At 40.7% G+C, this 19799-nt stretch carries 13 protein-coding genes, 9 tRNA genes, 3 rRNA genes and 1 pseudogene; 2 read left to right on the top strand and 24 right to left on the bottom strand.

Annotated elements, in window-relative coordinates; translation table 11 throughout:
• Positions 1-137: 137 nt before the first annotated feature.
• The 20 genes and pseudogenes from glmS to JFU23_RS16430 all read right to left on the bottom strand — a co-directional run bounded on the left by glmS (position 138) and on the right by JFU23_RS16430 (position 14838).
• Positions 138-1940: a glutamine--fructose-6-phosphate transaminase (isomerizing) gene (glmS, locus tag JFU23_RS16525; protein ID WP_201032310.1), complete on the bottom strand. Its 1803-nt coding sequence runs from the start codon at positions 1938-1940 to the stop codon at positions 138-140.
• 12 nt (positions 1941-1952) lie between these two features.
• A pseudogene (locus tag JFU23_RS16520) lies at positions 1953-2138 on the bottom strand (hypothetical protein).
• A 285-nt stretch (positions 2139-2423) separates the two neighbouring features.
• Complete coding sequence (gene glmM, locus JFU23_RS16515) at positions 2424-3770, bottom strand: phosphoglucosamine mutase (protein ID WP_002139928.1); 1347 nt, start codon at positions 3768-3770, stop codon at positions 2424-2426.
• Positions 3763-5250, bottom strand: coding sequence for a CdaR family protein (locus JFU23_RS16510; RefSeq protein ID WP_201032309.1), 1488 nt, complete (start codon positions 5248-5250; stop codon positions 3763-3765). The genes glmM and JFU23_RS16510 overlap by 8 nt, the downstream gene beginning before the upstream one ends.
• Positions 5243-6064 (bottom strand): diadenylate cyclase CdaA, encoded by an 822-nt coding sequence (gene cdaA, locus JFU23_RS16505; RefSeq protein WP_002091475.1) that lies wholly within the window; start codon positions 6062-6064, stop codon positions 5243-5245. The genes JFU23_RS16510 and cdaA overlap by 8 nt, the downstream gene beginning before the upstream one ends.
• A 248-nt stretch (positions 6065-6312) precedes the next feature.
• A complete protein-coding gene (gene rocF, locus JFU23_RS16500; protein WP_002029355.1) occupies positions 6313-7206 on the bottom strand; it encodes an arginase in 894 nt (297 codons plus the stop codon).
• Between the two features lie 263 nt (positions 7207-7469).
• Positions 7470-8621, bottom strand: coding sequence for a glycerate kinase (locus JFU23_RS16495; protein ID WP_201032307.1), 1152 nt, complete (start codon positions 8619-8621; stop codon positions 7470-7472).
• 125 nt (positions 8622-8746) lie between these two features.
• Positions 8747-8819: transfer RNA gene (locus JFU23_RS16490), tRNA-Ala, on the bottom strand.
• Between the two features lie 10 nt (positions 8820-8829).
• Positions 8830-8901: transfer RNA gene (locus JFU23_RS16485), tRNA-Gly, on the bottom strand.
• A 5-nt stretch (positions 8902-8906) separates the two neighbouring features.
• A tRNA-Lys gene (locus tag JFU23_RS16480) sits at positions 8907-8982 on the bottom strand.
• Positions 8983-8987: 5 nt separating this feature from the next.
• Positions 8988-9062, bottom strand: a tRNA-Gln gene (locus JFU23_RS16475).
• Positions 9063-9127: 65 nt separating this feature from the next.
• A tRNA-Tyr gene (locus JFU23_RS16470) sits at positions 9128-9211 on the bottom strand.
• A gap of 16 nt (positions 9212-9227) precedes the next feature.
• Positions 9228-9303 (bottom strand) — tRNA-Val (locus tag JFU23_RS16465).
• A 5-nt stretch (positions 9304-9308) separates the two neighbouring features.
• Positions 9309-9383: transfer RNA gene (locus JFU23_RS16460), tRNA-Glu, on the bottom strand.
• Positions 9384-9407: 24 nt separating this feature from the next.
• A tRNA-Thr gene (locus JFU23_RS16455) sits at positions 9408-9480 on the bottom strand.
• 4 nt (positions 9481-9484) lie between these two features.
• A tRNA-Asn gene (locus JFU23_RS16450) sits at positions 9485-9559 on the bottom strand.
• Between the two features lie 9 nt (positions 9560-9568).
• Positions 9569-9684: ribosomal RNA gene (gene rrf / locus JFU23_RS16445) — 5S ribosomal RNA — on the bottom strand.
• Between the two features lie 91 nt (positions 9685-9775).
• A 23S ribosomal RNA gene (locus tag JFU23_RS16440) occupies positions 9776-12697 on the bottom strand.
• A gap of 146 nt (positions 12698-12843) precedes the next feature.
• Positions 12844-14395 (bottom strand): 16S ribosomal RNA (locus JFU23_RS16435).
• Together the 16S, 23S and 5S rRNA genes with 9 tRNA genes alongside form the textbook arrangement of a ribosomal RNA operon.
• 224 nt (positions 14396-14619) lie before the next feature.
• Entirely contained in the window at positions 14620-14838 is a 219-nt protein-coding gene (locus JFU23_RS16430) for a hypothetical protein (protein WP_002139933.1), read from the bottom strand.
• A 193-nt stretch (positions 14839-15031) separates the two neighbouring features.
• On the opposite strand from JFU23_RS16430, the gene pdaB reads away from it, so the two are divergent.
• Entirely contained in the window at positions 15032-15796 is a 765-nt protein-coding gene (gene pdaB / locus JFU23_RS16425; protein ID WP_002091556.1) for a polysaccharide deacetylase family sporulation protein PdaB, read from the top strand.
• A 124-nt stretch (positions 15797-15920) separates the two neighbouring features.
• Here pdaB and kbaA read toward each other — a convergent pair whose 3' ends face one another.
• The gene (kbaA, locus tag JFU23_RS16420) at positions 15921-16532 is read right to left on the bottom strand and encodes a KinB signaling pathway activation protein KbaA (protein WP_201032306.1); all 612 of its coding nucleotides are present in this window, start codon (positions 16530-16532) and stop codon (positions 15921-15923) included.
• 139 nt (positions 16533-16671) lie between these two features.
• On the opposite strand from kbaA, the gene gerD reads away from it, so the two are divergent.
• Positions 16672-17286, top strand: coding sequence for a spore germination lipoprotein GerD (gene gerD / locus JFU23_RS16415; RefSeq protein ID WP_002009716.1), 615 nt, complete (start codon positions 16672-16674; stop codon positions 17284-17286).
• Positions 17287-17339: 53 nt separating this feature from the next.
• Here gerD and JFU23_RS16410 read toward each other — a convergent pair whose 3' ends face one another.
• From JFU23_RS16410 to JFU23_RS16400, 3 genes are all read right to left on the bottom strand, one after another.
• Entirely contained in the window at positions 17340-18407 is a 1068-nt protein-coding gene (locus JFU23_RS16410; protein ID WP_002029334.1) for an Mrp/NBP35 family ATP-binding protein, read from the bottom strand.
• 144 nt (positions 18408-18551) lie between these two features.
• Positions 18552-19265: an N-acetylmuramoyl-L-alanine amidase CwlD gene (gene cwlD / locus JFU23_RS16405; RefSeq protein ID WP_085308598.1), complete on the bottom strand. Its 714-nt coding sequence runs from the start codon at positions 19263-19265 to the stop codon at positions 18552-18554.
• Between the two features lie 66 nt (positions 19266-19331).
• Complete coding sequence (locus tag JFU23_RS16400) at positions 19332-19760, bottom strand: DUF2521 family protein (RefSeq protein ID WP_085308596.1); 429 nt, start codon at positions 19758-19760, stop codon at positions 19332-19334.
• Positions 19761-19799: the final 39 nt, after the last annotated feature.

Genomic DNA, 19799 nt, shown 5'->3' with positions numbered 1-19799 from the left:
ACAGCTAGTTCCTCGCCCCTCTTTAATCCACTTATCGATTTTAGATGTTCTTTTTCTTTTGGACACAAAAACACCCCTTTAGATAAAAATATCCAAAGGGGTGAAGCTTCACAAATTTGTTTCAAATCTACCAACCTCTACTCAACAGTAACAGATTTAGCTAAGTTACGTGGCTTATCAACGTCACATTCGCGGTGAAGCGCTGCGTAGTATGAGATAAGTTGGAATGGAATAACTGCTACTAGCGGTGCTAGTGCCTCGTGTACAGCTGGTAATACGAAGCTGTCTCCTTCCATTTCTAAGCCTTTCATTGAGATGATACATGGGTTAGCCCCGCGTGCTACTACTTCTTTCACGTTACCACGAATTCCAAGGTTTACGTGCTCTTGTGTAGCAAGTGCGATAACTGGTGTACCGTTTTCGATTAAGGCAATTGTACCGTGTTTTAATTCTCCTCCAGCAAATCCTTCTGCTTGGATGTAAGAGATTTCTTTTAGTTTTAACGCACCTTCTAAACCTACGAAGAAGTCTACGCTACGTCCGATGAAGAAGCAGTTACGCGTTGTTGCTAAAAATTGTTTTGCTAATGCGTCCATTTCTTCTTTTTGATCACAAAGTACTACCATTGCATTTGCTACAAGTCCTAATTCGTGTGTTAAATCGAAATCAAGAACTTCACCTTTTGCTTTTGCAATGTCAGCCGCTAAGATTGAAAGTACTGCAAGCTGTGCTGTGTATGCTTTCGTCGATGCAACTGCGATTTCTGGTCCCGCATATAACGGAAGTGTATAATCAGCTTCACGAGAAAGCGTAGAACCAGGTACATTTGTAATCGTTAATGCTTTATGACCCATTTCATTTGTTTGCACAAGTACTGCACGGCTATCAGCTGTTTCACCACTTTGTGAAATGTAAATGAAGAATGGTCTTTCTGTTAATAATGGCATGTTGTAAGAGAATTCACTTGCTACATGTACTTCAACTGGTACTTTCGCAAACTTCTCAATAAATTGTTTTCCAACAAGACCTGCATGGTAACTTGTTCCACATGCAATGATGTAAATGCGATCGCTATCTAAAATTGCGTTACGGATATCTTGATCTAATTCAATTTCGCCATTTTCATCTTGGTACTTTTGAATAATATTACGGATTACAAGTGGTTGCTCGTCGATTTCTTTTAGCATGAAATGAGGATACGTTCCTTTTTCAATATCACTTGCGTCTAATTCCGCTGTAAACGGTGCACGTTCAATCGTTTCACCTTGTAAGTTTTTAATTGTAATGCTTTCTTTTGTTACGATTACCATTTCTTTATCCATTAACTCGATAAATTGATCTGTAACTTGTAACATCGCCATAGCGTCGCTTGCAATAACATTAAAGTTATCACCAGCACCTACTAATAGCGGGCTTTTGTTTTTAGCAACATAAATCATGTTTGGATTTTCAGCATCAAGTAGTCCGATTGCGTAAGAACCATGTAAAAGAGATAACGTTTTTCGGAACGCATCTTCTACACTTAGTCCTGTACTTACTTGCTGTTCCATAAGCTGCACGATAATTTCTGTATCTGTTTCACTTACGAACGTTACATCTTGTAAATATTCTTTTTTCACTAATTCATAGTTTTCAATTACACCGTTATGAACTAGTGTAAAGCGTTTTGATGTACTTTGATGCGGATGCGCGTTTAATTTGCTTGGAACACCGTGTGTAGCCCAGCGTGTATGACCGATTCCAACACTTGCTGCTACATTCTCTTCTACGACTTCGCGAAGTTTTGCAATACGGCCTTTTTCTTTGTATACAATAACACCGTTCTCTGCTTGTACTGCAATACCTGCTGAATCATATCCGCGATATTCTAGCTTTTCTAAACCTTTTAATAAAATTCCCTTTGCATCTTGCTCTCCAATAAATCCTACGATTCCACACATGTTTAGTCGCCGTTACAAATGCTTACACTGCTCTGCGAACATGTAACGACATAGTCCGATACCATTTTTATTTATACTAAAAAACGGATTACATATTGCTAGCCCTGTAAGCTTGTAACGGCTTTCACCTTCCTCTCGATTGGGTTAAAGTCCGTATATACTTATACAGCTAGTATTCATCCGTTCCTCTTCTCTCATCACACTTTCACCTTTGTCCACTAAGTCACCTTAATGTTTTAAGTAAAAGATTGCGGTTGTGATGAACAACCGGGAGTCATCCGCCGAAATCTCGATAAACTCCACCTCGTCAACTACACTACTTGTAGTTCTGGCGCTTTTATAATTTACAATATTTCCTGTGAGAAAAAGAACAAGACCATCGTATAACAAACAATATAAATCGTCAATGAAATTTTTTTCATTGTCTATAAAACATATGAAAAAGGAGCACTTTTTGTGCTCCTTTTAAATAAAATCGGCTAATTATTCAACGCCAACTTCAGCTTTCACAACTTCTACAATACGATGTACATACCCATCACAAATTTCTTGTGTCGGTGCTTCTGCCATTACACGAATAAGTGGTTCTGTTCCAGATGGACGAACAAGAATACGACCGTCTCCGTTCATTTCTTCCTCTACAACACGAATAATTTCTTTAATTTTCTCATTTTCTAGTGCTAGTTTCTTATCTGTTACACGGACATTTACTAGTAATTGTGGGAATTTTGTCATCTCGCCTGCAAGCTCAGATAATGGTTTTTTCGTCATTTTCATGATATTTACAAGTTGAAGTGCACTTAACATTCCATCACCAGTTGTAATGTAATCAAGTAAGATAATATGACCCGATTGTTCTCCGCCCAGGTTATATCCACCACGTTTCATCTCTTCCATTACGTAGCGATCACCAACTGCTGTTTTATCACTTGTAATATTGTTTGCTTCAAGCGCTTTGTAGAAACCTAAGTTACTCATAACTGTTGAAACAACTGTATTATGTTTCAATTGACCAGTTTCTTTCATATACTTCGCGCAAATAAACATAATTTGATCGCCATCAACGATGTTTCCTTTTTCGTCTACTGCGATTAAACGGTCTCCGTCACCATCAAAAGCAAGACCAATGTCAGCACCTTTTTCTTTTACTAATTCAGCTAACACTTCTGGATGCGTAGAACCTACTCCAGCGTTAATATTCATACCGTTCGGTGAAGTTCCCATTGTTGAAATATCAGCTTCTAAATCTGCAAATAAATATGGAGCTAAAGAAGATGTAGCACCATGTGCACAATCTAAAGCAATATGTAAACCAGAGAAATCTTCCTCTACAGTTTGTTTAATGTATTGTAAATATTTTTGTCCACCTTCAAAGTAATCACTCACTTGTCCAAGGTTAGTACCTGTTGGACGTGGTAGCTCATCAACTTCTTTGTCTAATAACGCTTCAATTTCTGCTTCTTGCTCATCTGTTAATTTAAATCCATCTGAACCGAAGAACTTAATTCCATTATCTTGTACTGGGTTATGAGATGCAGAGATCATAACACCTGCTTGCGCCCCTAAAGCTTTTGTTAAATAAGCCACACCTGGTGTAGAAATAACACCAAGGCGCATTACTTCCGCTCCAGTTGATAATAGGCCTGCTACCAAAGCTCCTTCTAGCATATGTCCAGATACACGTGTATCACGGCCAATAATTACTTTTGGACGATCTGTATCTTTTGTTAATACATAGCCGCCAAAACGTCCTATTTTAAAAGCTAATTCAGGTGTTAATTCCTTATTTGCAACCCCGCGTACTCCGTCTGTACCAAAATATTTACCCATTATTATTCGCTCCTTTTTCGTGCTCTTTTTGATTATCTACTGTTGGTTCTTGGCTCGTTTCTTGGCCATTTTCTTTGTCTTTTTCTTTGTCTTTGTCTTTATCTTTTTCCTGATCCTTTTCTGGATCTGGCTCAGGATTTTTTGGTTTTTCAGTTTGATTTTCTTGATTGTTTTTTGAATCTGGTTGTTCAATATTACCCTGTACTTCTTTATCCGGCTTTTCTTTCTTCACAATTGTGACTTTAGCACTTTTTTGTTTTGCTTCTATCGAAATATTACCAGGACCACTCACTTGAATAGAAACATCTTTCGTCCCCGGAGATACATTTTGCAGATTAATCGCCGCTGTTATTTGAGCAGCTGTTATTTTATCTACTATACTTGCTTCTCCTGAAATATCAACGCTTATCTTTCCATCTTGTGGCGAAAGTAGCTGCGCAGTAACATCATTCGGAATTCCACTTTTTTGAATCGGGATACCATCAATAGTTTTACTTTTCGTTTGTTTTACCTTTTGTACCCCTACGGAAACCTTCACTTGATTTGGTTTTGCACTTGTTACACCTTTTGGCAATAAAACAGAGGCATCGAATGTTGTAGAATCCGTCAATTGACTAAAATCTACCTCGACCCCCTCTATAGATTGTATATTATCCAAAATGTCTTTTGGACCTGCTATCGTTACTTCTTTTGGTTCAACACTAATATTTGTAACAGCTAAACCTTCTGGTAAATTCCCTTTTTTCGAATATGTTAAAGGAACTGTTTTTTCGACATTATTTGCTGTAGCTTGTGTCGCTACATTCACCGTTACACTTATTTTAGATGGACTTGTTTTTACATTTAAACGTTTTCCTTCTTTATTGTATAATGTAACGTCTGCTGTTTTTGTAACTGTTTTATTAACACCTTTTAAATCTATATATGCCTTAGCAGATGAAATACTTTCTATTTCTTCTTTTGTTCCAACTACTTCAACAGTGTCAGGCTTAATACTTGATTTCTCAATGGTAGCACCTGGTGGCATCTGGTCTTCATTTGATAATTTTAAATCTACATGAACATACTTTTTCGCTTTTTCATGAAGAGTGACTTTAATTGTTGCTGGCTGAACTGTCCCCTTCACATCATCTGGAAGCCCGTTCGCTTTTAAAGAAACTTCATAGGTTCCTTTTTGACTATCTCGCAAATCAACTGATATATCAAATTGTTTTTTTGCTTTTGCTGTAGCAACTGCTGATTTTGGACCTTCCAACTTCACCTTAACTCCACCTGATGGAATACCACTTACAATATATTTCTCTTCATCATACTTCAGGGTAATAGGATAATCAGTTAATGTTTCTTTCGTTTCATTTACGAAAGGTAATATACTCGATGTCGTATTTTTTTCAGTTAAAGTTGCTGACATGAAAAGCATACACGCCAATAGTAATGAGATTCCTTTTAAAAACCAATGATTCTCCATTAACTTATCCATGACGCTTTCTCCTCCAATTCCATAAAGACGAAGAAGTCGTTTTTTCATTCCCACTAAATTCTGCTAACAACATGTCCTTCAGCTGTTCTGTCTTCAAATCACGATGTAACTCACCGTTTTTCGTTAAAGAAATTTGGCCTGTTTCTTCCGACACAACTACTGTAATACTATCAGTGACTTCACTAACTCCCATTGCAGCGCGATGCCTAGTTCCTAACTCCTTAGAAATAAATGGGCTTTCTGATAACGGAAGGTAACATGCTGCTGCTTTAATTGTACTTCCCTGCATAATTACTGCTCCATCATGAAGAGGGGTATTAGGGATAAAAATATTAATGAGTAATTCCGATGATACATTTGCATTTAGCGGAATACCCGTTTCTACATAATCATCCATCCCAGTCTCTTTTGACAAAGTAATTAGTGCACCAATTCTACGTTTTCCCATATATTCCGTTGCTTTAGCTATCGCTGTTGCAACAATTTCAGGTTCATCTTCCCCCTGATTTCCCACACGCGAAAATAAGCTACCCCGTCCTAGCTGCTCAAGTGCTCTTCTCAATTCTGGCTGGAAGATAATAATAACGGCTAAAAATCCCCACGTTAATACTTGTTCCGTTAGCCAATATAGCGTATGCAATTCAAGTAAAATACTAATCATCCGGACGACAATAATAACTGTAATACCTTTTAAAAGTTGCACAGCCTTCGTGCCCCGAATTATAAGAATTAGCTTATATATAATAAACCATACAACAGCAATATCTAATGCCGTACTAAGATATTTCAAAATGGTCGTATCTTCAAAAGGCATGCTAACCCTTCCTCCTACTTACGAGCAATTCTATCCATATATTGAAATATTATTTTATGCTCTATCTGTATGTATTTCCAACAACTAGTTAATTATACCATACATGAACCAAACGACAATTACAAACGCCCCCCTTTAGCTTAAATTGGTAAGATGTCAAACTTTCTTATCCTACAGTATAATATAAGTCATTATTATACGCCTATTTTCAAATAAAAAAAGCAACTTCTCAGTTGCTTTTCTTACATTTATTTTAGTTTTTCACCGAACAAAGAACCCATTAAAGCAACCGCTGTTGTTGCTGTTCTGTTTCTCTCATCTAAAATCGTATTTACTTCAACAAATTCAGCAGATGTAACAATATCAGCTTCTGCTAACATCTCCATCGCTAAGTGGCTTTCACGATAAGATAGACCACCAATTACAGGTGTTCCAACTCCTGGTGCGTCATGAGGATCAAGCCCATCTAAATCTAATGATAAATGAACACCGTCAGTATGAGATAAATATGCAATTGTTTCTTCCATAACAGCCGTCATACCCATACGATCAATTTCATGCATTGAGAATACTTTAATGCCTTCTTCACGAATAAAGTCCTTTTCTCCTTCATCTAATGCACGTGCACCTATAATTACAACGTTCTCTTTTTTTACTTTCGGGTATGCCCCGTATAAATCTACAAGTGAAGAATGTCCATAACCTAAACTTGCAGCAAGTGACATACCGTGAATATTTCCAGATGGTGATGTTTCTTCTGTATTTAAATCACCGTGTGCATCATACCAAATAACACCTAAATTTTTATAATGTTTCGCCACACCAGCTAGCGTACCGATAGCAATACTATGATCACCGCCTAATACAAGTGGAAAACGACCTTCTTCTATAATATGATCAACCTTAGTCGCTAGTTCATTACATACAGTTGCAACTTGAGTAAGGTTTCGTAACTTTGTATTTTCATCTACTTCTTTTTCTCTCTCTATACATATATCTCCCATATCTTTTACGTCATATCCAATTTGTTCAATTCTTTCAACTACCCCTGCATAACGGATCGCGCTTGGTCCCATATCAACCCCGCGACGCATCTGTCCTAAATCCATTGGAACTCCAATAACTGAGATTTCTTTTTTCATAGATAGTATCCCCCTTTTATGCCTTCACTAAATATTTTAAATCTTTTATATAGTCTGACTCAACTCGACATTTTTCTGCATGGATATACATTTTATTCACTTATATTTACGTTGGACTCCCGATTTTTAAACTATTCTATGTATAAAGTTAACTTAATGAACCAACTAACTTTTCTATCAGCTAATATTTTTATCCGTGCCTTTCTCCATCACCACCTAGGATTACACAAGATACCCTCAAATAACTGGATAAAAAAACACTTCTACATTTGGAAGCGATTTTTTGATGCTAGTTTCCACACTGCTGCAATATTTCTCGCTGTCATTTCTATATTCTCTTCTGCCCTTTTATATGCCTCTTCTAATGTCATTGGACTTGCTGTAATACTAAATACTGCATCAATTCCCTTTTCATAAACAATTGTATAGTTCGGAGATACAGATCCACCAATAGCAATTACAGGAATATGACGGCATTTCGCCCGCTTCGCGACACCAACAGGAGCTTTTCCATAAGCTGTTTGTTCATCTATCCTTCCCTCACCAGTTACAATAAGATCTGCACCCTCTATACACTTATCAAAATTTGTATAATCTAATACAATTTCAATCCCTTTTCTTAGCTGTCCCTTTAGTACTGCAACGACAGCGGCTCCCATTCCTCCAGCTGCCCCTGCACCAGGTATTAGGGACACATCAAAAGATACGTACTGTTTAAGTATATTAGCATAATGTTTTAAATTCCCGTCTAGCTCTTTCATCATCTCTACATTCGCACCCTTTTGTCTCCCAAATACAAAAGACGCTCCCTTTGGTCCAACTAATGGATTGTCGACATCACATGCTGCTTCTAGCTTTATATCCTTCAAACGTGTATCCATACGAGAAAGGTTAAGAGCAGTAATCAAATGTAATGTTCCTCCAGAGGGCTCAATTACTTCACCTTTCCTATTAATAAACTCTACGCCTAAAGCAGACAACATACCTGCCCCACCATCATTTGTAGCACTTCCTCCAAGCCCTAAAATAATGTGTTTAGCTCCTTGATCTAATGCATGTAATATCAGTTCACCTGTCCCTTTTGTCGTTGTAATAAGTGGGTTTCTCTTTTCAATTGGAACGTGTTGTAATCCTGATGCTGCCGCCATTTCAATAAATGCTGTCTCCTTATCCTTAGACATACCATAATAGGCTTGCACACTCTCCCCAAGCGGCCCTGTCACATTAAGTGATATAATTTCCCCCATTGTAGCACCAACAAGAGATTCAACCGTTCCTTCGCCTCCATCTCCAATTGGTACTTTAACGTACTCTGCTTTAGGAAAAACTGCTGCAAAGCCCCTTTCAATAGCTTCACATACCTCTATAGCTTTCAGGCTTTCTTTATATGAATCCGATGCAATGACAACTTTCATAATTATCCCCCCTTATTCAATCCCTTTTTTTCATTTTAAACGATATACGGAAAAGTTTCCTTTTTGAGTGGAATTTAAACACAAAAAAAGCTTACATCATTTGATGTAAGCTTTTCCTATTTATATGGAGCCTAGCGGGATCGAACCGCTGACCTCCTGCGTGCAAGGCAGGCGCTCTCCCAGCTGAGCTAAGGCCCCTTAGTAATTAAGCGGAAGACGGGATTCGAACCCGCGACCCCAACCTTGGCAAGGTTGTATTCTACCACTGAACTACTTCCGCGAAAATGGTGAGCCATGAAGGATTCGAACCTTCGACCCTCTGATTAAAAGTCAGATGCTCTACCAACTGAGCTAATGGCTCGTAAATGGCTGGGCTAGCTGGATTCGAACCAGCGCATGACGGAGTCAAAGTCCGTTGCCTTACCGCTTGGCTATAGCCCATTAATATTTACTAGTATGGTTATCTTTTCAAAAAAATAAACCCTCTCAGGTTATTTTAAAGAAAATGGTGGAGGGGGGCAGATTCGAACTGCCGAACCCAAAGGAGCGGATTTACAGTCCGCCGCGTTTAGCCACTTCGCTACCCCTCCGACATTTAAAAATATATGGTGGAGGATGACGGGATCGAACCGCCGACCCCCTGCTTGTAAGGCAGGTGCTCTCCCAGCTGAGCTAATCCTCCAAAAGTGGTGACCCGTACGGGATTCGAACCCGTGTTACCGCCGTGAAAGGGCGGTGTCTTAACCACTTGACCAACGGGCCAAAAAAAAAACAAAACTTTTCCCAAGCTTCCAACCGGGCTTGAACCGGTGACCTCTTCCTTACCATGGAAGTACTCTACCAGCTGAGCTATGGAAGCATAATGGCTCCGCAGGTAGGAATCGAACCTACGACCGATCGGTTAACAGCCGATAGCTCTACCGCTGAGCTACTGCGGAATAATATAAGCCTGGCAACGTCCTACTCTCACAGGGACAAGGTCCCAACTACCATCGGCGCTAGAGAGCTTAACTTCCGTGTTCGGTATGGGAACGGGTGTGACCTCTCTGCCATCATTACCAGACTTTTATCATTATACACATTCTTTTGAGAATGTCAAAAGGAATTTTAAATATATATTCCTTCAAAACTAGATAACATTAGCTTCATATTATATGGTTAAGTCCTCGATCTATTAGTATTCGTCAGCTCCACATGTCACCATGCTTCCACCTCGAACCTATCAACCTGATCATCTTTCAGGGATCTTACTAGCTGACGCTATGGGAAATCTCATCTTGAGGGGGGCTTCATGCTTAGATGCTTTCAGCACTTATCCCTTCCGCACATAGCTACCCAGCTATGCCCTTGGCAGAACAACTGGTACACCAGCGGTGCGTCCATCCCGGTCCTCTCGTACTAAGGACAGCTCCTCTCAAATTTCCTGCGCCCACGACGGATAGGGACCGAACTGTCTCACGACGTTCTGAACCCAGCTCGCGTACCGCTTTAATGGGCGAACAGCCCAACCCTTGGGACCGACTACAGCCCCAGGATGCGATGAGCCGACATCGAGGTGCCAAACCTCCCCGTCGATGTGGACTCTTGGGGGAGATAAGCCTGTTATCCCCGGGGTAGCTTTTATCCGTTGAGCGATGGCCCTTCCATGCGGAACCACCGGATCACTAAGCCCGACTTTCGTCCCTGCTCGACTTGTAGGTCTCGCAGTCAAGCTCCCTTATGCCTTTGCACTCTACGAATGATTTCCAACCATTCTGAGGGAACCTTTGGGCGCCTCCGTTACACTTTAGGAGGCGACCGCCCCAGTCAAACTGCCCACCTGACACTGTCTCCCGGGTCGATAAGACCCGTAGGTTAGAATTTCAATACAGTCAGGGCGGTATCCCACCAGCGCCTCCACCGAAGCTAGCGCTCCGGTTTCAATGGCTCCCGCCTATCCTGTACAAACTGTACCAAAATTCAATATCAGGCTACAGTAAAGCTCCACGGGGTCTTTCCGTCCTGTCGCGGGTAACCTGCATCTTCACAGGTACTATAATTTCACCGAGTCTCTGGTTGAGACAGTGCCCAAATCGTTACACCTTTCGTGCGGGTCGGAACTTACCCGACAAGGAATTTCGCTACCTTAGGACCGTTATAGTTACGGCCGCCGTTTACTGGGGCTTCAGTTCAGAGCTTCGCTTACGCTAACCCCTCTCCTTAACCTTCCAGCACCGGGCAGGTGTCAGCCCCTATACTTCGCCTTACGGCTTCGCAGAGACCTGTGTTTTTGCTAAACAGTCGCTTGGGCCTATTCACTGCGGCTTTCCGTTAAGAAAGCACCCCTTCTCCCGAAGTTACGGGGTCATTTTGCCGAGTTCCTTAACCAGAGTTCTCTCGCACACCTTAGGATTCTCTCCTCGCCTACCTGTGTCGGTTTGCGGTACAGGCACCTTTTATCTCGCTAGAAGCTTTTCTTGGCAGCGGGGAATCAAAGACTTCGCTCCATAAGGAGCTTCCCCATCACAGCTCAGCCTTCACGATAAGCGGATTTGCCTACTTATCAGCCTAACTGCTTGGACGTGCACAACCAATCGCACGCTTCTTCTATCCTTCTGCGTCCCTCCATTGCTCAAACGATAAAGAGGTGGTACAGGAATATCAACCTGTTGTCCATCGCCTACGCCTGTCGGCCTCGGCTTAGGTCCTGACTAACCCTGAGCGGACGAGCCTTCCTCAGGAAACCTTAGGCATTCGGTGGACGGGATTCTCACCCGTCTTTCGCTACTCATACCGGCATTCTCACTTCTAAGCGCTCCACCAGTCCTTCCGGTCTGACTTCACTGCACTTAGAACGCTCCCCTACCACTGATACCATTGGTATCAATTCGCAGCTTCGGTGGTGTATTTAGCCCCGGTACATTTTCGGCGCAGAGTCACTCGACTAGTGAGCTATTACGCACTCTTTAAATGGTGGCTGCTTCTGAGCCAACATCCTAGTTGTCTAAGCAACTCCACATCCTTTTCCACTTAATACACACTTTGGGACCTTAGCTGGCGATCTGGGCTGTTTCCCTCTTGACTACGGATCTTATCACTCGCAGTCTGACTCCTAAGGATAAGTCATTGGCATTCGGAGTTTGACTGAATTCGGTAATCCGATGAGGACCCCTAGTTCAATCAGTGCTCTACCTCCAAGACTCTTACACTTAAGGCTAGCCCTAAAGCTATTTCGGGGAGAACCAGCTATCTCCAGGTTCGATTGGAATTTCTCCGCTACCCACACCTCATCCCCGCACTTTTCAACGTGCGTGGGTTCGGGCCTCCATTCAGTGTTACCTGAACTTCACCCTGGACATGGGTAGATCACCTGGTTTCGGGTCTACGACCACGTACTAAACGCCCTATTCAGACTCGCTTTCGCTGCGGCTCCGCCTCTTCAGCTTAACCTCGCACGGGATCGTAACTCGCCGGTTCATTCTACAAAAGGCACGCCATCACCCATTAACGGGCTCTGACTATTTGTAGGCACACGGTTTCAGGATCTCTTTCACTCCCCTTCCGGGGTGCTTTTCACCTTTCCCTCACGGTACTGGTTCACTATCGATCACTAGGGAGTATTTAGCCTTGGGAGATGGTCCTCCCAGATTCCGACGGAATTTCACGTGTTCCGCCGTACTCAGGATACATTCAAGAGAGAACGAAGTTTCGACTACGGGGTTATTACCCTCTGTGACGGACCTTTCCAGGTCGCTTCGTCTACCTCGTTCCTTTGTAACTCCGTATAGAATGTCCTACAACCCCAAGAGGCAAGCCTCTTGGTTTGGGCTAGATTCCGTTTCGCTCGCCGCTACTCAGGAAATCGCATTTGCTTTCTCTTCCTCCAGGTACTTAGATGTTTCAGTTCCCTGGGTCTGTCTTCCATACCCTATGTATTCAGGTAAGGATACCATACCATTACGTATAGTGGGTTTCCCCATTCGGAAATCTTCGGATCAAAGCTTACTTACAGCTCCCCGAAGCATATCGGCGTTAGTCCCGTCCTTCATCGACTCCTAGTGTCAAGGCATCCACCGTGCGCCCTTTCTAACTTAACCAAACTAAAATTAAAAAAATATGAGCTACACTGTTATCTAGTTTTCAAAGAACATACATTTAAACTTGAGAGATAGTTCTCTCAAAACTGAACGAAACAAAACAAGTCAACGTTTATTGATGAACTGCGTTCATCAATTCTCCATAGAAAGGAGGTGATCCAGCCGCACCTTCCGATACGGCTACCTTGTTACGACTTCACCCCAATCATCTGTCCCACCTTAGGCGGCTGGCTCCATAAAGGTTACCCCACCGACTTCGGGTGTTACAAACTCTCGTGGTGTGACGGGCGGTGTGTACAAGGCCCGGGAACGTATTCACCGCGGCATGCTGATCCGCGATTACTAGCGATTCCAGCTTCATGTAGGCGAGTTGCAGCCTACAATCCGAACTGAGAACGGTTTTATGAGATTAGCTCCACCTCGCGGTCTTGCAGCTCTTTGTACCGTCCATTGTAGCACGTGTGTAGCCCAGGTCATAAGGGGCATGATGATTTGACGTCATCCCCACCTTCCTCCGGTTTGTCACCGGCAGTCACCTTAGAGTGCCCAACTTAATGATGGCAACTAAGATCAAGGGTTGCGCTCGTTGCGGGACTTAACCCAACATCTCACGACACGAGCTGACGACAACCATGCACCACCTGTCACTCTGCTCCCGAAGGAGAAGCTCTATCTCTAGAGTTTTCAGAGGATGTCAAGACCTGGTAAGGTTCTTCGCGTTGCTTCGAATTAAACCACATGCTCCACCGCTTGTGCGGGCCCCCGTCAATTCCTTTGAGTTTCAGCCTTGCGGCCGTACTCCCCAGGCGGAGTGCTTAATGCGTTAACTTCAGCACTAAAGGGCGGAAACCCTCTAACACTTAGCACTCATCGTTTACGGCGTGGACTACCAGGGTATCTAATCCTGTTTGCTCCCCACGCTTTCGCGCCTCAGTGTCAGTTACAGACCAGAAAGTCGCCTTCGCCACTGGTGTTCCTCCATATCTCTACGCATTTCACCGCTACACATGGAATTCCACTTTCCTCTTCTGCACTCAAGTCTCCCAGTTTCCAATGACCCTCCACGGTTGAGCCGTGGGCTTTCACATCAGACTTAAGAAACCACCTGCGCGCGCTTTACGCCCAATAATTCCGGATAACGCTTGCCACCTACGTATTACCGCGGCTGCTGGCACGTAGTTAGCCGTGGCTTTCTGGTTAGGTACCGTCAAGGTGCCAGCTTATTCAACTAGCACTTGTTCTTCCCTAACAACAGAGTTTTACGACCCGAAAGCCTTCATCACTCACGCGGCGTTGCTCCGTCAGACTTTCGTCCATTGCGGAAGATTCCCTACTGCTGCCTCCCGTAGGAGTCTGGGCCGTGTCTCAGTCCCAGTGTGGCCGATCACCCTCTCAGGTCGGCTACGCATCGTCGCCTTGGTGAGCCGTTACCTCACCAACTAGCTAATGCGACGCGGGTCCATCCATAAGTGACAGCCGAAGCCGCCTTTCAATTTTGAACTATGCAGTTCAAAATATTATCCGGTATTAGCCCCGGTTTCCCGGAGTTATCCCAGTCTTATGGGTAGGTTACCCACGTGTTACTCACCCGTCCGCCGCTAACTTCATAAGAGCAAGCTCTTAATCCATTCGCTCGACTTGCATGTATTAGGCACGCCGCCAGCGTTCATCCTGAGCCAGGATCAAACTCTCCAATAAAGTTAGTTTGTCTAGCATCTAAAAATAAAAATTGACGTTCACGTTGTTTGTTTCGTTCAGTTTTCAAAGAACTACTTGGTCGCTCATTTGCGACTTCCTTATATTAACATCTTCATTTTTCGATGTCAACTAAGTTTTTCAATTTCTTTTTCGCCGTTTTCTGCGTTTCTGCATCAGCGACGTTTATTAATTTATCATATACTCATTATTAACGTCAATACTTTTTAATAAAAAATTCTTTTTCTTACATAACGAATACATTCTTCCCTATTAGCAACTCTCCGAAATAAACAAAAAATGATTTTATACCTTTCTTCCATCGCCTTTTTTACAACGCTATGTATACGCTCATCTTCAAAATCAAATAAAAGTTCCTCTAACTCTCTCTTCAGTATGTATTCCATTTCTTTTTTCTCTTCCTTCGTCAACATAATCCCAAGCAAATTATCACCCCAATAACTCCTTACGTGTACCGATAAACGCCCCACTCATTTTCAATTATCAATAATGTATCATCAAAAAACAAAATTCTATCACTCATTATATCCACCACTTACGATATTAATCCCTTGTTCTCTTTTTTTAATTTAAAGCATATATGTAACTGAAAAGGATTGGACAAAGGGGCGTAATATTATGTTTTTCTTTTTTATTACGAGTAAAAGAACATTTAAACACATTAGCTTAATAATCGTACTTTCCTTATTTACAGCATGGCTACTCTTTTTAAAAACATATTCACATGAATCTGCTTTTTCAACTGCTACTGGCCCTAAAGTGATTTACAAAGGGGACACTGCAAAAAAACAAGTTGCATTCACGTTTGACATTAGTTGGGGGGACAAAAAAGCTATTCCAATCCTTAATACACTCAAAGAAAGAGAAATTAAGAATGCAACCTTCTTTCTCTCTGCTGCATGGGCTGAAAGACACCCTGATATTGTCGAACGCATCATGAAAGATGGACATGAGATTGGTAGTATGGGCTATAATTACACATCCTACACTTCACTAGAAGCAAATGAAATACGACGAGATCTTTTGCGGGCACAAGATGTTTTTACGAAACTTGGCGTAAAACAAGTCAAGCTATTACGTCCACCTAGTGGCGATTTTAACAAAACAACTCTTAAAATAGCGGAATCACTCGGATACACCATCGTTCATTGGAGTAACAATTCAAATGACTGGAAAAATCCCGGCGTAAATAAAATCATTTCCACAGTCTCTAGCAATTTAAAGGGTGGAGATATCGTCTTATTACATGCTTCTGATTCTGCCCTTCAAACAAATAAGGCTTTACCATTACTCTTACAAAAATTAAAGAGCGACGGATATGAACAAACATCTGTATCACAACTTATTTCCAACACAAGTACAAAAAGTGAAGATATTAAGTAGTTCCTTTCTACACGGTTCTTCACACATAAAAAGCTCTGCTATCTTTTGTTAAGATAGCAGAGCTTTTTTATCCTAGCATTTACAGACGATAAGAATCTGGATAATTAAAAATCCACTCTCCTCATTAAGCTGACTTACTCTTTTGTCCAATTAAGCGATGCAATACAAGTAACTGATATGAATTACATAATAAAAGTGGTATCACCATTAAATATAACCAATCTGTATCATTAATCCGGAGCGCTGGTACCCATTCAAGAATTGTTACAACAACCATAAAGAACAGAGCGGGAACAAATGCTTTTTTATTCGTTTCTTTACTCTTTATATAAGCGACAATTGCCCCAAACACAAATAACATCCCAGCAACAAGTATGTTATTCCCTAATGAAACTTCCCCATTTGCAACAAGTACTGACCTTAAATAAACGAAATCAAATAATACGAACGCAATAAAGAACAGTTGCACTGTATTCCATAAAGAAGATGACCGAAACATCCCTAATCCAAAACGATGGATCGTTAAATACGCAAAGAACCCCATTTGACTTATAACACTAAAAATAAATCCTACGCCCATCAACCAAAAGGAAATTGCTAAAATCTCTTTTCCGTCGAAATTTTGAAAAAATTCAGCGTACTTGTCCCACTCTAAAACAAAACCAATAAAGACTGTGCTAATCCCACCAAGAAACAACGTCGTAAAAAATAGTCGTACCCACTTGCGGCTATTCACAACACATCCCCCATTATTCTTATATTTCTAATTAAATTGTAACAATGACAATTTCAAAAAGCTAGCCATGTTAATGTATAAATTCCTTAAAGAGATTTATATTAAAAAAAGAGAACTTTGCTGAAAGGAGCTCCAACTTATGAAACGGATGCTGCTCGTTTTGATTTCTTCTTTTCTATTTATAGCACTAGCGGCATGTGCACAAGAAAAAGAAGCAAAATCCGAACTTGATTATGATCAAACAAAAAAAATGATTGTTGATATTTTAAAAACCGATCAAGGAAAAAAAGCAATCCAAGATGTATTAACTGATGAAAAAATGAAACAAGCACTCATACTAGATGAAACAGTAGTAAAGAAAACGATTGAAGATGCACTGGTATCTGAAAAAGGGCAACAATTCTGGGAAAAGCTCTTTAAAGACCCTGAGTTCTCATCGAAATTTGCTAAAAGTATGGGAAAAGAACAAACAAACTTAATGAAAACTTTACTAAAAGATCCTGAATACCAATCAGGTGTTATAGAGATTATGAAAAATCCTGAAGTAGAGAAAATTATGTTACAAACAATGAAGAGTAAAGAATATCGTCAATATTTACAGCAAGTACTAACTGAAACTGCCGAAAGTCCTCTCTTCCAAGCTAAGATGATTGACATCATTAGTAAAGGTGTACAAAAAGCCGAAAAAGGTGGGTCTGATAAGAAAGGCGCAGGTGGTGAAGGCGGTTCTCAAGATGGGAACAAAGAACAATAATAAAAATTATAGCAATGAGTGGACAATGTATATATTGTCCACTCATTACTACTTTAGTTTTGCGCGACAGCTGTTTTATCAATAACTGTCTCAGCTATCGTACGATAAATGAGACCAGTTGTATGTGTATCTTCATATACTGAAGGCGCAAAGTCCTCTTTATTCCAATCAGGTTGTTGAAGTGGAATTCGGCCAAGTATATCCGTTTGGAGTTCCGTAGCCAATTTATCTCCTCCACCTCTTCCAAACACATACTCTTTTTCACCAGTTGCTTTACTTTCAAAATACGCCATATTTTCAACAACACCAAGAATACTATGTTCTGTACGTAAAGCCATGGCTCCAGCGCGCGCTGCTACAAATGCCGCTGTTGGATGCGGCGTTGTTACAATAATCTCTTTACAAGCCGGCAACATCGAATGTACATCTAAAGCAACATCACCCGTACCTGGTGGTAGGTCCAATACTAAGTAATCTAAATCACCCCACTCTACTTCTGTGAAAAAGTGATTTAACATTTTCCCAAGCATTGGTCCTCTCCAAATAACAGGTGCGTTATCTTCTACAAAGAATCCCATTGAGATTACTTTCACGCCTAGACGCTCCACTGGTATTATCTTATCACCTCTTACGATTGGACGTTTTTCTATACCCATCATATCCGGTACACTAAAACCGTAAATATCCGCGTCGATGATACCAACCTTTTTGCCTAAACGAGCTAAAGCAATTGCAAGGTTAACAGAAACAGTTGATTTCCCTACTCCACCTTTTCCACTTGCCACTGCTAAAAATGTTGTATTTGAGTTCGGTGATAATAAGGATTCACTTTTCTCTTCCTCTTGCGGTGGTGCAAACTGAGCTAATTCCTCTTCTGTAAATTCTGCAAAACGAAGTCCAACTGTTGTTGCTCCAAGTTCTTTTACTAACTTTACAATTCCAGACTGCAACTGCATTTGTTCCGCTGTACCCGTCTTTACAATTGCAATTTTAACACTTACATGTTCCTTCTCAGGCTTGACTGTCACCTCTTTAATTGCATTTGTTTCTTTTAACGTTTTATGTATAAACGGATCTACAATCCCTTCCAATGCTTCCACTACCTGCTCTTTTGTTACCATAATTAGCCCAGCCCCCTGTATGAAAAATAACGTATTGTTAATTAAATTTATCTCTCTTTATTTTTGAAATAAATGCGTTTACATTTCCAGTATAACATATTTTCGGAAAACTTCGTTAACGAGAGAAACTTGAAAAAATCCTCCTTATTCTGGAGGATTTCCTTTTTCTGTAAAATACCTTAATATACCACGATATATTGCAGCAGCTACTTTTTGTTGGTATTTCTCCGAATTTAACATATATCTTTCATTCACATTCGATAAAAAGCCAGCCTCAATTAAAGCACCTGGTGTTTTGGCATACTTCAATAAATACACGTGAGGAATTGTTTTAGCAGAACGATTCGTATTTTCTAAGCTTGTTCTCAATTCAGCTTGTATAAATTTCGCAGCCCGTTCATTTTCAATCGAAGAACGATAGTAGAACGTTTGTGCGCCCTTAGATCCACTACTAGTTAGGGCATTTAAATGAATACTCGCAAAAAAGTCTACATCAGGCTTATTAATGATCTCAACACGCTTTTTTAAATCCTCTGCTTTACGTCTACTATATGACTTTGTATCTTTATTAGCTAAATCATAATCTCCTTCACGCGTTAAAATAACTAAAGCACCTTGTTCTTGTAAATAATCTTGTACCTTTTTTGTAATCTCAAGTGTAATATCTTTTTCTACAATATCCTTTCCACCAACAGCCCCTCCGTCTGGCCCACCATGCCCAGCATCTAGTACAATCACTTTCCCTGATAAGGGTAAATTCCAAGCTCGCCACGATTTTGTAATTTGAAATTCTTGTTTAACTAAAAAAAACAAAATAACCGCAGCGAGCGCAAAAGAGATAATTCGAATTCTCTTCATACCTTTCCTCCTCCAGCTAGTCCCTCTAATTACTTATATGGGACAAGAGGAAAGTTTATGCTTGTCTTAGTGTAGCTTTAATCGATATCTTCTTTCGCCTTTTTCATAGCCTTCCTGCCACCACAAACCGATAAACTGCTGGCAAGATTCAAAAAGCAATTCCTCGTCTTGCAACTTAATTTCACGTATAGTCATACTCGTTAAAAATTGAAATAACGTTTCAGTTAATTGTTGTTCTTCTTCTAAAGCCCTATATTTCACATCAAAGAATGATTCGCCATGATAACCAAATTTACTGTATCTCGCTCCTAATAAATAAGATTCTATCCCTAGTTCAATGCAATAATCTTCATACTGACGATGAAGTTCTTGCATCTGAAAGGCATCACGAATATTTAAACGCAATGTTTTTAATGATAATTCTCGCAGCATCTTCCGCTCGTATTTTAACTGCTTTTCTTTTTGTTTTTCTTGTAAGCTGATAATGACATTCATAGTACTTATAAACCTCCCTAATACGTATTAGTCTAAACT

Origin of the sequence: Bacillus sp. TH50 (genome assembly GCF_016650565.1) — a bacterium.
Taxonomy (GTDB): domain Bacteria; phylum Bacillota; class Bacilli; order Bacillales; family Bacillaceae_G; genus Bacillus_A; species Bacillus_A mycoides.
Note: the sequence above shows the minus strand (reverse complement) of the source record. Positions and strands in the feature narration are given on the sequence as shown.